At 53.4% G+C, this 13,438-nt stretch carries 10 protein-coding genes; 4 read left to right on the forward strand and 6 right to left on the reverse strand.

What is annotated here, in order from left to right; translation table 11 throughout:
* Nucleotides 1–157: 157 nt before the first annotated feature.
* The 4 genes from fdhD to WJM45_RS01050 are packed head-to-tail and all read right to left on the reverse strand — an operon-like array spanning nt 158 to nt 5,909.
* Nucleotides 158–1,015 (reverse strand): formate dehydrogenase accessory sulfurtransferase FdhD, encoded by an 858-nt coding sequence (gene fdhD / locus WJM45_RS01035; protein ID WP_341327154.1) that lies wholly within the window; start codon nt 1,013–1,015, stop codon nt 158–160.
* Nucleotides 1,008–3,863 (reverse strand): formate dehydrogenase subunit alpha, encoded by a 2,856-nt coding sequence (gene fdhF, locus WJM45_RS01040; RefSeq protein WP_341327155.1) that lies wholly within the window; start codon nt 3,861–3,863, stop codon nt 1,008–1,010. Before fdhF ends, fdhD begins: the two co-directional genes overlap by 8 nt.
* A 19-nt stretch (nt 3,864–3,882) precedes the next feature.
* On the reverse strand, nt 3,883–5,436 hold the full coding sequence (locus WJM45_RS01045; protein WP_341327156.1) for an NADH-quinone oxidoreductase subunit NuoF: 1,554 nt from the start codon (nt 5,434–5,436) through the stop codon (nt 3,883–3,885).
* A complete protein-coding gene (locus WJM45_RS01050) occupies nt 5,433–5,909 on the reverse strand; it encodes a formate dehydrogenase subunit gamma (RefSeq protein ID WP_341327157.1) in 477 nt (158 codons plus the stop codon). Before WJM45_RS01050 ends, WJM45_RS01045 begins: the two co-directional genes overlap by 4 nt.
* A 314-nt stretch (nt 5,910–6,223) precedes the next feature.
* On the opposite strand from WJM45_RS01050, the gene WJM45_RS01055 reads away from it, so the two are divergent.
* A complete protein-coding gene (locus WJM45_RS01055) occupies nt 6,224–6,643 on the forward strand; it encodes a hypothetical protein (RefSeq protein WP_341327158.1) in 420 nt (139 codons plus the stop codon).
* A 218-nt stretch (nt 6,644–6,861) separates the two neighbouring features.
* On the opposite strand, the gene WJM45_RS01060 is transcribed toward WJM45_RS01055, so the two are convergent.
* On the reverse strand, nt 6,862–7,878 hold the full coding sequence (locus WJM45_RS01060; RefSeq protein WP_341326888.1) for an IS110 family transposase: 1,017 nt from the start codon (nt 7,876–7,878) through the stop codon (nt 6,862–6,864).
* Nucleotides 7,879–8,099: 221 nt separating this feature from the next.
* Here WJM45_RS01060 and WJM45_RS01065 point away from each other — a divergent pair, with 221 nt between their 5' ends.
* The 3 genes from WJM45_RS01065 (at nt 8,100) to WJM45_RS01075 (ending at nt 11,340) form a co-directional block, all read left to right on the forward strand.
* Nucleotides 8,100–8,273, forward strand: coding sequence for a hypothetical protein (locus WJM45_RS01065; RefSeq protein WP_341327159.1), 174 nt, complete (start codon nt 8,100–8,102; stop codon nt 8,271–8,273).
* Nucleotides 8,274–8,510: 237 nt separating this feature from the next.
* Entirely contained in the window at nt 8,511–10,409 is a 1,899-nt protein-coding gene (locus tag WJM45_RS01070; protein WP_341325412.1) for an IS1634 family transposase, read from the forward strand.
* Nucleotides 10,410–10,581: 172 nt separating this feature from the next.
* Nucleotides 10,582–11,340, forward strand: coding sequence for a hypothetical protein (locus tag WJM45_RS01075; RefSeq protein WP_341327160.1), 759 nt, complete (start codon nt 10,582–10,584; stop codon nt 11,338–11,340).
* Between the two features lie 317 nt (nt 11,341–11,657).
* On the opposite strand, the gene WJM45_RS01080 is transcribed toward WJM45_RS01075, so the two are convergent.
* The gene (locus WJM45_RS01080) at nt 11,658–13,433 is read right to left on the reverse strand and encodes a TolC family protein (RefSeq protein ID WP_341327161.1); all 1,776 of its coding nucleotides are present in this window, start codon (nt 13,431–13,433) and stop codon (nt 11,658–11,660) included.
* Nucleotides 13,434–13,438 lie beyond the last annotated feature (5 nt).

Consider the following 13,438-nt stretch of genomic DNA (forward strand, 5'->3'; position numbering starts at 1 on the left):
GTTTGCCTCTGTACGCGACAAAAATTTCTTGAAGGGTAAGTATTTGATTGATAAGATTTATAGACTAGCAGTTACAACGGAGGTATAGCGAAAACCTTTAGCTTTTGCACTCCTTGCCTACGCCCGATTTTTTCGTGAAACCAATTAAAGAGTCATTTCAAGCCAAATCGGTTTCTCGGTGGATTAGCCGATGCGAATGACTGTAGACGACATGTCTGTCTTCCCGGGCGAAGCCTATCAGAGTTAGTCCCGTTTCCTCGGCTAATCGTATCGCAAGTCCGGTCGGTGCGGAAATCGCGGCCAACAAGCCAATGCCGGCCACGGCGGTTTTTTGGACCATTTCGAAACTGGCTCGGCTCGTGACGATCACAAAACCGTCGGCAGGATTTCGGGCCGTCCTTAACAATGCCCCGATCAATTTATCGAGCGCATTATGCCGGCCGACATCCTCGCGAATGGTTTGAATGCCCTGAAACGGCAAGACCCATGCCGCAGCATGGACCGCGCCAGTCAAACGGTTCAATTTTTGATGTTGCTTGATATCGTTCAATGCTGACAACAGCTCGGTTGCTTTCACCTTGAGTTCAGCAGTAACCGGTGCTGGATGGCGCACGGCTTGCTGTAGCGTACTCGAACCGCACAGCCCGCAACCGGTCCGCCCGGTAAGATTGCGGCCTTTGTCCGCCAAGCAAACGAAGCGCTCCTCGGGAATCTTGACACGCACTTCGATGCCGTCCTTGCGGTTGTAAACGCGCGTAGACAGGATCTCGGCTGGATGATTGACAATTCCCTCGGTGATGCTGAAGCCCAGCGCGAAATCCTCGAGATCCGTCGGCGTCGCGAGCATCACGACATGCGGTACGCCGTTATAGACTAAAGATACCGGCACCTCCTCGGCGATGTAATCTTGTTGAATGGTCGGATGCCCGTCTTTCCAGCGTTCCACCGGGCTTTGCCGATAACTCGGCCAGCCCAGCTCCCACGCGGTCGACTCGGAATCCGCCAAATCAAGCATGATGTGTGCCTTGCTCCAACAGTTCCAATTGCTGCTTCGAGAAGTCGCTGTACTGTTTTTGCCACTCCGAAGGCTGCGTGACTTTCGATACTTGCACTGCGGTGACTTTGTATTCCGGACAGTTGGTCGCCCAGTCGGAATTGTCGGTCGTGATCACGTTCGCGCCAGATTCCGGGAAATGGAATGTCGTATAGACGACGCCCGGCTGTACGCGTTCGCTGATCAATGCCCGCAATACCGTCTCGCCGGAACGGCTCTTGATGCCGACCCAATCGCCGTCGACGATGCCGCGATCCTCAGCGTCATGCGGATGAATTTCAAGCCTGTCCTCGGTATGCCACGCGACATTGTCGGTCCTCCGCGTCTGCGCACCGACATTGTACTGCGAAAGGATGCGACCGGTGGTCAGGATCAATGGGAACATCCGCGTCGTGCGTTCCTCGGTCGCTACATATTCGGTCAGCATGAACAGACCTTTGCCGTTCGGGCGCATGAACTCATGTGCATGCATCGTGGGAGTACCCACAGGATTTTCTTCGTTACACGGCCATTGGATACTGCCAAGTTGATCGATTTTTTCGTAGCTGACGCCGGCGAATGTCGGCGTCAGGCGCGCGATTTCGTCCATGATCTCGGACGGATGGCGGTAATTCATCGAATAGCCCATCGCATTCGCGAGCAATTGTGTGACTTCCCAGTCTTCGTATCCGGCCAATGGCTTCATGACCTTGCGTACCGGCGAGATACGGCGTTCGGCGTTCGTGAACGTGCCGTTTTTCTCGAGAAACGACGAGCCCGGCAGGAATACATGCGCGAACTTGGCCGTTTCGTTCAGGAACAGATCCTGCACGATCACGCATTCCATCGATCTCAAGGCATGATGCACATGCTGAATGTCGGGATCCGATTGCGCGATGTCTTCACCTTCGACGTAGAGCCCCATGAAAGTGCCGTCGGATGCGGCGTCGAACATGTTCGGAATGCGCAGGCCAGGTTCGGATTCGAGAATCACGTTCCAGTCTTTCTCGAACAGCTGGCGCGTTTCGTTATCGGAGACATGGCGGTAGCCCGGAAATTCGTGCGGGAACGATCCCATGTCGCACGAACCTTGCACGTTGTTTTGACCACGCAACGGATTGACGCCGACACCTTCGCGTCCGAGATTGCCGGTCGCCATCGCCAGATTCGCGATGCCGATCACGGTCGTCGAGCCTTGACTGTGCTCGGTCACTCCCAATCCGTAGTAGATCGCGCCATTGCCTGCGGAGGCATAGAGACGCGCCGCGGAGCGGATATCGGCGGCCGGGACTCCTGTGATCGTTTCGGTTTGCTCGGGCGCATGACGCGGATCGGCGATGAACGTTTTCCATTTTGCGAACGCGTTGATATCGCAGCGCTCTTCAATGAAGGCTTCGTCGAGCAGGTTTTCGGTCACGACGACATGACCGAGCGCATTGATCAGCGCGACGTTAGTACCCGGGCGCAGCTTCAAATGGTAATCGGCTTTGACATGCGGCGAGTTCTTGACTAGATCGATTTCGCGGGGATCGACGACTATCAATTTCGCGCCTTGACGCAGCCTTTTTTTCATCAACGAGCCGAAAACCGGATGACCGTCGGTCGGATTCGCGCCGATGACCATGATCACGTCGGACTTCATGACCGAATCGAAGTTCTGCGTGCCGGACGATTCGCCGAAGGTCTGCTTGAGTCCGTAACCGGTCGGCGAATGACAGACGCGCGCGCAGGTATCGACATTGTTGTTGCCGAAGCCCGCGCGAACCAGTTTTTGCACCAGATAAGTCTCTTCGTTCGTGCAGCGTGACGACGTGATGCCGCCAATCGAGCCTTTGCCGTATTTGGCTTGAATGCGTTTCAACTCGGAAGCGGCATAGTTAATCGCCTCTTCCCAGCTGACTTTTTGCCACGGGTCGCTGATGCTTTTGCGGATCATTGGCGTCGTGATGCGATCCTTGTGTGTCGCGTAACCGAACGCGAAACGACCTTTTACGCAGGAATGACCGTGATTGGCCTTGCCGTCCTTGTGAGGAACCATGCGAATCAATTGATCGCCTTTCATTTCGGCGCGGAACGAACAGCCGACGCCGCAATACGCGCAGGTCGTCACGGTGGCATGTTCGGGCGTGCCATGGTCGATGACTGATTTTTCCATCAAGGTCGCAGTCGGGCAGGCTTGCACGCAAGCGCCGCACGAAACGCACTCGGAATCCATGAATGCCTCGTTTTGACCGGGAGAGACTTTGGAATCGAAGCCGCGTCCGTCGATCGTCAAGGCGAAAGTGCCTTGCGTTTCTTCGCAGGCTCTGACGCAACGCGAGCATACGATGCACTTGGACGGATCGAAACTGAAGTAAGGATTGCTTTCATCCTTGACCGCTTGCAAGTGGTTTTTGCCTTGCGGATTGTAGCGTACTTCACGCAAGCCGACCGCGCCGGCCATATCCTGCAGTTCGCAGTCGCCGTTCGCCGAACAGGTCAAGCAATCAAGCGGATGGTCGGAAATATAGAGCTCCATGACGCCTCGGCGTACGTCGGCCAGACGCGGGTTCTGCGTAACGACCTTCATGCCTTCGGCGACCGGAGTCGTGCAGGAGGCCGGCATGCCGCGCGCGCCCTCGATCTGCACGACACATAAACGGCAAGAACCGAACGGTTCGATGCTGTCGGTCGCGCACAATTTAGGAATGTCGATGCCGATGCCGGCCGCAGCGCGCATTACCGACGTGCCGGCCGGTGCGGTCACCTGAAATCCGTCGATTTCCAGTGTGACCAGTGTATCTGCCTCCTTGGCGGGGGTTCCAAAGTCTTTTTCTTTATTCAGGGACATATCAGTACCTCCGGTGGGGTCAAGCCGCGCTGGCCTGTTCGGTTATCCCGAAGTCTTCGGGAAAATGATTCAATGCGCTCAGCACGGGATAGGGCGTCATGCCGCCGAGCGCGCACAACGAACCGTTCAACAGGGTGTCGCACAGGTCGCGTAATAATGGTATGTTTTTATGAAGATCGCGGCCCGCGATGATGTCTTTGATGACTTCTTCGCCGCGCGTCGAGCCGATCCGGCACGGCGTGCATTTGCCGCAGGATTCGATCGCGCAAAACTCCATGCTGTAACGCGCCATTTCGGCCATGTCGACGGTGTCGTCGAAAACGACGATGCCGCCGTGGCCGACGACTGCCCAAATCGCCGCAAAGGCTTCATAATCGAGCGGCGTATCGAATTGCGATTCGGGCAGATACGCGCCCAGTGGGCCTCCGACTTGCACCGCCTTGATCGGACGTCCCGATGCCGAACCGCCGCCGTAATCATAGAGCAGTTCGCGCAGGGTCAAGCCGAACGCGAGTTCGACGAGGCCCGGATATTTAATGTTGCCGGCCAATTGAATCGGCAGCGTGCCGCGGGAACGGCCCATGCCGAAATCGCGGTAATAGTCGCCGCCCTTGTCGAGAATAATCGGCACCGAGGCCAGTGAAATCACGTTGTTGACGACAGTCGGTTGGCCGAACAAGCCGCTGATCGCCGGCAGCGGCGGCTTGAAGCGGACCAGTCCTCGCTTGCCTTCGAGACTTTCCATCAATGAAGTTTCTTCGCCGCAAACATAGGCACCGGCGCCCAGGCGAACTTCGAGATCGAATTTTTTACCGCTGCCTTGAATGTTGTCGCCGAGATAGCCGGCCGCATAGGCTTTTTCAATCGCGGTATTCAAAGCCTTGTGCGCATGCGGATATTCGACGCGCAGATAGATGTAACCTTGTGTCGCGCCGACCGCGATTCCGGCGATCGTCATGCCTTCGATCAATACGAAAGGGTCGTCTTCCATGACCATGCGGTCGGAAAATGTGCCCGAGTCGCCTTCGTCGGCATTGCAGATGATGTATTTTTGCTCGCTCGGCGTGTTGAGTACGGTGTTCCATTTGATGCCGGTCGGAAACGCGGCGCCGCCACGACCGCGCAGTCCCGAGTCAGTCACCTGTTTGACGATGTCGGCGCCGCTCATCGCCAGCGCGTTTTTCAGGCCGCGATAACCATCATGCGCGAGATAGTCGTCGAGACTTACCGGGTCGGTGATGCCGATGCGGGCGAAAGTCAGTCGTTGCTGTTTTTTGAAATAAGGAATTTCGTCGATCGGGCCGACTTTTAGCGTATGCGCGCCTCCATTCAAGAAATCGGCATCGAACAGACCGGGGATGTCTTTTAATTGCACCGGCCCATAACCGATGCGGCCTTCGGAGCTCTCTACCTCGACTAACGGCTCCAGCCAGAACATGCCTCGAGATCCATTTCGAACCAGCTTGATGTCCAGCCCGCGTTGCCGCGCTTCCTTCTCGATCGCCGCGGCAATTCGGCCTGCGCCTAATGCCAGCGCGCCGGAATCGTTTGGAACATATACGATCACTGTCATGAGAGGGTCTCCATTTCGTTGATGATGCTGTCGAACGATTCGTTCGATACGCGTCCGTATACTTCAGTACCAATCTGCATACCCGGCGAGCATGAGCACAATCCCAAGCAATATGCCGGCTCCAGCGAAAATCTGCCATCCGCCGTCGTTTCATGATAGTCGATGCCTAGTTTGTCCTTGACATGCTCTTCGAGTTTCTTAGAACCCATCGCCTGACAGGATTCGGCTCGACACAAATGAATCGTCTGTTTGCCCGGCGGCGTTTCGCGGAAATAATGGTAAAAACTGATCACGCCATGAACTTCGGCGCGGGATAGACGCAATTCGGAAGCGATGATGGGAATACTGTCTGCGGGGATATACCCCAAAGCGTTTTGAATATCGTGCAAAATTGGCAGCAGCGCGCCGGGCTTATCTTTAAGTGCGCTGGTGATTTCCTTGACGATGCTGAACATGGAAACGGTCTCGGTCATGGGGCCTCACTTTCCGGTTCGAAAGCCGTTGAGTGGCGCTTCGAAATTGAAGTTGGTAGGTTTCAGAGAATATCATGTAATTTTTATTTATCAAAAAACACATAAAAAAACATATTTATGCATAAATTGTATACTTTGTAATTATAAGCCTAATATCATTATCGTAAAAATCACATTTTTTTGACCTTAAATCAGATTTTCTGATGCAGCTCGGTCCAGTCCTACCAGCCCATACCCTCATTGCGGAACATCGTTAAGCGCGCTATATTGCTGAGCCCTTTAGTTTTCCAGCAAGGCTCTTCCCTTTGTCCGACATGATGACCATGCACTCGCGTGACCGGTCCGATAATGAAGAATGCGACGAATTACAATACCGTCCGCAGCACAAGCTGGCATTCGAGACCGATTATCTGTTCGGTTACGGGTTTTCCGATTATTTTAACGTGATGCATGTCGCCGACGAATATTTCTATTCGCGCAATTTACCGCTGCAAAAAGCGAGGCTTGAGGCATACACTTTATTGAATATGAAATTGAATTACAGTTTTTTTAATGATCAAGCCGCTATCTATACTCATATATGGACTCCTCGTTTATTGCAAGCCAAGTTTTCAAAAAATGATGTCAAAACAGAGATCAAGATTGCTGCCATATATCCGGTCTCTCAACAGAGGCTTTATTGCCTCAGGACTCCTGATGAATCTATCCGCGCGCTTATTCCTCAACCATCGTAACGGTTTCTTAAGAACCTATGGGTATAACGGGTTGTAAAAGCACCGGTCTGACCTGTTGTTGTCATCACTGATTATCTACTTGCCTCCGCAATCTTGTGTACTCGGTTAAATCAATCTCACTCATCAGGGTTATCCACGCTTTGTCCACGGGCTCCGAGCTCTCTTCTCTAGCTGGGAGCCGGTGGGCAAAGGGTGGATAACCCGGCCCAATGCCCGCGTTAGGCAGGCGCCCCTTGATAAGCTTCGTTTTTCATGGTCATCGCCCACAGTATCCGGGCGTTTTTGTTGGCTAGGGCAACCGCAGCCTTGTTAAAGCCGCGCCGCTCGACCAGCGCCTGCAGCCACCGGCTGAGTTGGTCGGTTTTGCCAGCGCAGTTTCTGACCACCGCTCGGGCACCATGAATTAAGTTGGTTCGGATATAACGATTACCCCGCTTACTGATCCCCAGATAGCGGGGTTTATCGCCGCTGCTATGCTGCCCGGGAACCAGGCCCAGACTCGCTGCATAATCTCGGCTACTGGCATAGCCTTTGCCGTCCCCGATATCAGATGCCACAATCGTGGCGGTGATCGGACCCACCCCGGGAACATCCAGCATACGTCGGCTTAATGCATCGGCTTGACTGAGCCGGCCAAGCCGTTTGTCCTGCTCCTTAATCGCCTTATCCAATTCTCTTAACCGTTCGGCTTGCTCAGCAATCAGCTCTCGACACAGCGCCGTCAGTCCGTTCTCGGCATCTTCTAAAATATCAGGCCATTGTTTTCTGACTTGATCGACCCCTTTGTGAATGGCAATGCCGCGCTCCAGCAAGGCTCCACGAATCTGATTCACTACAGCAGTTCGTCGTTTGACCAGATCCTGGCGTAGATTATGAAGCAGTTGCATATCTTGCTGTACTTCGGTTTTGATCGACACCACCCGCTTATTGGGCCGGCCGACCGCATCAAAAATCGCTTGGGCATCGTTAAAATCATTCTTGTTGCCGACCACGAAGCTCTTGACAAACTTCGCGTTCAATAACATCACTTCATGGCCCAGTTTAGTTAATTCTCTAGCCCAATAATGGCTACTGCCGCACGCCTCGATACCAATCGTGCTGACCGGATAATTGGCGAAGAAGGTCAAGACTTGCGCCCGTTTGAGTTTTTTCTTGATGACTTTATTATCCGCATTCAACGTATACAGATGAAAAATGTTCTTTGCGATATCTAAACCAATTACGCTAGTATTCATCTCGGACTCCTCTTGTTTTGTTTTTTACTAAGGTGCTATTTGACACCAACAGAGTGAGAGGAGTCCATATCATCATCGTAGATGAAAATTCGGCCTCGGGGTGCCCGTTAAAGGACGCCGTAAACCCAGCACCTAAATTCCATAGCCTATTGGCCATGATTGATTACATAGATAATTTAGGTGCTGGGTAAATACGTCCATGTAGGCTCTATGCCAGCTCCATGCTGGCAAAGTCTTTATCGAGCACCCCGAGGCCTCCTCCGGCACTGCCGAAATTTGAAGTACGAAAGGTATATGTCGGTGCCGACAACATTCTCGATGCGGACTATCAGGAAACCTATGCGTTACCGCAAGCCGGGCGCTTCGTCTATACCGGCGCGCGGTTGAGTTTTTAAACTTATTCATCGGCAAGCTACCCGTTAACAACTATTATGCAAACTGATAATCGTCCAAAATCTAGCCCACCTTTAACATTTTCTAGTAAATATCTATCATTCGCAAAAATTATTAATTTTTTAACTAATTGATATCATTGGGCTATAAAAATCGACTTCCTCGAAAATGGCTAATGTAGTGCCATAAAATGCCTTAGGCATCTTGCGCCGCCTCGCGGTTTGCGCTAAGTTGACGGCATGTTTATTCGACGCACTCAAACCCGCTGCAGAGCCACCGGCGAACCTCATGAGACTTATCGACTGGTTCATTCCGAACGCATCGGTCAAAAAGTTAAACAGGTCACACTGCTGAATCTAGGCCGGCATTTTTCGATCCAGCCCACTTTTTGGCCGGCCTTATGTCGCCGTGTCCTGGAGTTGTTATCGTTGCAAACGAGTTTATTCGATCCGGACTTACCTCAGACGGTGGCCTTGGCCGCGGAACATATCGCCGCGCGCTTGTTGGCGGAAAGCGCGCCATTGCTCGTGAGGCTTTCGTTGATCCCGACCCCAGCCATGAGTGTCGTCAATGAAGCCGCACAGGCGGCTTCGGAATCGGTCTCGTCGGAGCCACCGGAGTCCCGGACTCCCGCTGAAATATATACCATTGATGCGAACTCGCTGGAATTAGCGAGGCCCCGTTCGATCGGTGTCGAGCAGGTCGGTTTGGCGGCGATGGACTTGGTCAATTTTACCTCGCTGCTGATGGGACTGGGTCTCTCCGGGCCGATACGGGCGGCGGTCGTGGGTTCGATCATCGGGCGCATGGCAGCGCCGGCTTCTGAGGCCGCCACGCACCGTTGGCTAGGTCAGCGCAGCGGTTTGGGCGAGCTGTTGGACGTCGATTTCGAACGCATGAAGCCGATCACGTTGTATCGGGCTTCAGACGCTTTGATGAAGCACCGGGACGTCATCGAACGCACGCTGTTCAACCGGGTGCACGATCTGTTCGGTTTCGAGACCACGGTTACCTTATACGACTTGACCAATACCTACTTCGAAGGCACGGCGGCCGCCAATCCGAAAGCGCAACGGGGCCGCTCCAAAGAAAAGCGCCGCGACTGTCCACTGGTCACGCTGGGCTTGGTGCTCGATGGCAGCGGCTTCGTCCGCCGTTCCCAGACCTTCGACGGCAATGCCTCGGAAGGCAAGACCTTGGCCGAGATGCTCAAAGACCTCGGTGCACCACCCGGCGCCTTGGTGGTCATGGACGCAGGCATCGCCACGGAAGCCAATCTCACCTGGCTGCGCGAACACGGTTACCGCTATCTGGTCGTCAGCCGCGAACGCGCTCGGCAATTCGAAGCCGACACCGCGATCCCGATCGAAACCGCCGCCGGCTCCGCCGTCCACATCCAGCGCATCGACGACAGCGAACACCAAGAAGTGCGCTTGTATTGCTACTCCGAACAGCGCGAACAAAAAGAGCGCGGCATCAATCAACACCTGTGCGAGCGCTTCGAAGCCGGATTACAAAAAATCGCCGACGGCCTCCACAAGCCTCGCGCCGAAAAGCGCCTCGACAAACTGCAACAGCGCATCGGTCGGCTCCAAGAAAAATACCACGGTATCGGCCAGCATTACACGATCGAACTGACCCCGGATGAGACCGGCGAAAAAGTCATCGGCCTGACCTGGTCGAAACAGCCCAAAGCCGGCAGCCGCCTGAGCCATCCCGGCGTCTATTGCCTCCGCAGTAACGAAACGCAATGGGATGCTGAAAAACTGTGGCGCACCTATATCATGCTCACCGACCTGGAAGCGGTGTTTCGTAGCCTTAAATCCGAACTCGGGCTTCGTCCGGTCTACCATCACAAAGAAGTCCGCGTCGACGGCCATTTGTTCATCACCGTCCTGGCCTATCAGTTCGTGCAAATCATCCGCCGGCAACTGAAAGAACACGGCATTCACGACCGCTGGTCCACACTGCGCGACATCTTGTCCGTTCAGCAGCGCGTCACCGCCTCCTTCCGGCGCGCCGACGGCGGTATTCTGCACATCCGCAAAAGCACACAACCGGAAGCGGAATTAGCACGGATTTACCACACATTGGGCCTTGACCCGCTTCCTGGAGGTGTACAAAAAACTCTACTATAGATCGAATTACGCTTAAAAAACGCCTATGTAGTGCCTTACGGTCATTTATGATCCAATAAAATATTGATTCATAAAGAGTTTTAAAGTTAGGTGTCAAACATGGGCTAGGAAAATACTGTTCATCGGCTTGGTCTCTACGCTAGCGGGGATTGGCTTAGCCGTCTTTTTTTCGATGGATCGGAAAGCTGTCGACCCGGAATACGAAGCCGCGACCGAAACGAGTCGCCGCTTTTCGAAGCCGACTCCTTCCTCCGCATTGCAAGAATTATACGGTAGCGAATTCTCCGGCGAATCGATTAAAACCGAATCCGGGGAATTGGCCGGTTTTTGGTTCGAGCAAGGTTTTTCGATCGGCGATCGCGATTATCATGTGATATTCGGCAAGGCTCAGAAAATAGACCTGGTAACGGGAGCTCCGTTGGATAGTCATGTGCAGGGCGTTAAGGTCGGTGCGGCGACTTACCGGTTGGATTCGGACGGCTGGCGCGCAATCGGCATGCAAACCGGAATCGGCGAAATCGGTTCCTGGGGCGAAGCGCCCGATATTAAGCAGGCGGAAATTTTGGCTTTATCGCCCAAGCGGATCGCGTTCATGCTCGACTTCGGCTACGGCATGGGCGGCTATTTCGATGACGGTAAGGTGCTGTTCGGCTTCGACGGCGCGACCTGGGTAGATTTAGGTTTTGTGCAGACCGGAGGCAATAATGCGGGTGCATGCGACGATGAGCCGCTGCCTTCCGGGATTACGATTCCTTGTTGGTCTTATACCGGCGTTATTTCGGTATTAAGCGACATTTATCACGGCTATCCGGATTTATTAGTCGCGCGAACCGGCACCCAAAGCGGCGATGAGCAACATCCGATTAAACCGGCCGAAGACGCCGTATATCGCTTCGACGGCGATAAGTATGCGGATACGGGCAGTGACTGATCCGAGATTGGCCGGGCAATTTTCATAAACACGCATTATTTCGTATGCGTTTAACCTAGAAAAAGCATTCCACCATGAAGATCATGAAGAAGAATAAGAGGTTAATTCAATAACTTGCCCTGCCTTAACAAATGAAGCACCACCCATGACCTGAAGACCGAAAAATGTTAAAGCTGGGCTTGTCATTCGTTTTTGTACAACTTTTGCTCACCCGAAAGATTAGTTGGAATGCTGGGATGTTTAGGTAATCTCTTGAAATACTTCATTAACTTCATGTGCTTCATGGTTGAACTGCCGAATTTGGGTTTCAAGCTCCGTCATTTCGAAATCAATCCCGCCAGATCGACTTTGCTGTAACCGAGCAGGGTGCCGGTTGCATAAGCTAGATCAATCAGGCCGACTTGGTAATCGGCGATTGCCCTGACTTCCTTCATTTGTGCATCGGCGAGTTTGGTGAGCATTTCCAATACTTCGGTCATCGTCCGCAAGCCTTCTTCAAATTGCTTGAGTTCCGCGTCGTAGTTGGCCCCGGCCAGTACGACGTTTTGCCGGGCCGCGATGATACGTTGCCAATTTTGTGAAACAGTGTCCAGGGCATCATAAATTTCCCTGCGTACGGTCAGTTCTTTTAAATCGCGCGTCGTCAGACGTTGCAGCCTTTGTTGCACGGCACGCGACAGGCGAGATTTGCGTAGCTCGTTGGTCAATGGAATTTCCAGTCTCAAGCCGACCGACCAATCGTCGTAGCGTCCGGCAAACGTATCGCCGTAGGCGCCGCCGAAATCGTCGTAATCGCGGCCTTGCGTGCCGTAGCTGTAGTCCAGCATGAACATCGGTAGCGTTTGATTTTCCAAATAGTCGATCTTGGTCGCGTCGGCAGCGAGTTTTAATTCCAATTCCAATAGTTCCAAGCGGCCATCCAATGCTTTTCGGGCCAGCGCTTCGCGGTCGAAATCGAAACTGACCAGCATCGGAGAGGTTTCGGGAATCATAATCGTGGATGTATCGATGCCGTAACGCTTGTCGTTGAGAAACTGCAATAATTGGCGTTGGCTTAGTTTGAGACGGGTATTTGCAATGATCAAAGACTCCATGCGTTCGGCTACGCCGATCTCGGCCCGATTGATTTCGATCGCGGCGGTGAGTCCTTCTTCGACGCGGCGTTTGACCATCGCTAGATTTTGCTGTGCGATTTCGTATTGTTGACGGCGGATGTCCAATTCGCCCCAGGCGGCGTAAAGCGCCCAATAGGCCTTGTCGACCGTGGCCAATACGCGGATCGATTGCAGCCGGGTTTTGAGGTCGACGATTTGTTGTTCGTAGCGTGCGATTCGAATGCCGGCCACATTGGTCGAAATACCGGCATCGCGCAGTAGCGGCTGGCTCATCGAAAAACGCAGAGCGCTTCGGTATTGGTCGGAGGCCACGAAGCGGCTTTTGCTTTTGTTTTCGAGCGGGGTACTGAGTGTTACTGTTCCGCCGGTTCGTAGCGGAATCATGATGCCGGCCTCGATATCCCATTGTTCGGCGCTTTGCGGCATGTAACCTAGCTTGGCGATTTCGTCATTCAACGGCGAGTTTTTGTCGACAGCCTTGAAGTTTACGACATCGCCGTCGAGAAAAGGCGTGTCTTTATTCGAATACTTGGCGCGTGCAAAGATCAGATCGTCAAACCGGGCCTCTTCTTCGCTGACGACCGTGGCGGCGATACTCGGGTCGATCAGAGCGATTTTCAAGTCGAGATTGTTGGTCAGCGCCATAGCCCGCGCATTTGCAATCGTCAGCGCATGGCTTTCTTCCGCGGCTTCGGTTGTATCTTTTTCCTCGAGCGCAACGGGGGGGGCGGTCAAATCCAGCTTTTTCGGGTCGGCTCTGAATTCGGCAATCGCGGTGTCGAGTGTTTTCGGCTCGGCTCTTGATAGATCCGGCAGCGTCAAATCTTCTTCACGTTGCATACGCTCTTCAACTTTTTGCGCCAGCTCCGGTTTCGGCCCGGTATCGAAATAGAAAGAACAACCCGACAATAAAGCGAATGCACCGGAAACCGTCAAGTTTCGGTGAAGGCGTGCAACCGGGAAATGAGTTTTCAACATAAATC

Origin of the sequence: Methylotuvimicrobium sp. KM2 (assembly GCF_038051925.1) — a bacterium.
In the GTDB taxonomy this organism is placed as follows: Bacteria; Pseudomonadota; Gammaproteobacteria; order Methylococcales; family Methylomonadaceae; genus Methylotuvimicrobium.

Excerpts from the sequence above, each read along its gene's own strand:
- fdhD (WP_341327154.1), bottom strand. The coding sequence starts at position 1,015 with ATGCTTGATTTGGCGGATTCCGAGTCGACCGCGTGGGAGCTGGGCTGG.
- fdhF (WP_341327155.1), bottom strand. The coding sequence starts at position 3,863 with ATGTCCCTGAATAAAGAAAAAGACTTTGGAACCCCCGCCAAGGAGGCA.
- WJM45_RS01045 (WP_341327156.1), bottom strand. The coding sequence starts at position 5,436 with ATGACAGTGATCGTATATGTTCCAAACGATTCCGGCGCGCTGGCATTA.
- WJM45_RS01050 (WP_341327157.1), bottom strand. The coding sequence starts at position 5,909 with ATGACCGAGACCGTTTCCATGTTCAGCATCGTCAAGGAAATCACCAGC.
- WJM45_RS01055 (WP_341327158.1), top strand. The coding sequence starts at position 6,224 with ATGATGACCATGCACTCGCGTGACCGGTCCGATAATGAAGAATGCGAC.
- WJM45_RS01060 (WP_341326888.1), bottom strand. The coding sequence starts at position 7,878 with ATGAATACTAGCGTAATTGGTTTAGATATCGCAAAGAACATTTTTCAT.
- WJM45_RS01065 (WP_341327159.1), top strand. The coding sequence starts at position 8,100 with ATGCTGGCAAAGTCTTTATCGAGCACCCCGAGGCCTCCTCCGGCACTG.
- WJM45_RS01070 (WP_341325412.1), top strand. The coding sequence starts at position 8,511 with ATGTTTATTCGACGCACTCAAACCCGCTGCAGAGCCACCGGCGAACCT.
- WJM45_RS01075 (WP_341327160.1), top strand. The coding sequence starts at position 10,582 with ATGGATCGGAAAGCTGTCGACCCGGAATACGAAGCCGCGACCGAAACG.
- WJM45_RS01080 (WP_341327161.1), bottom strand. The coding sequence starts at position 13,433 with ATGTTGAAAACTCATTTCCCGGTTGCACGCCTTCACCGAAACTTGACG.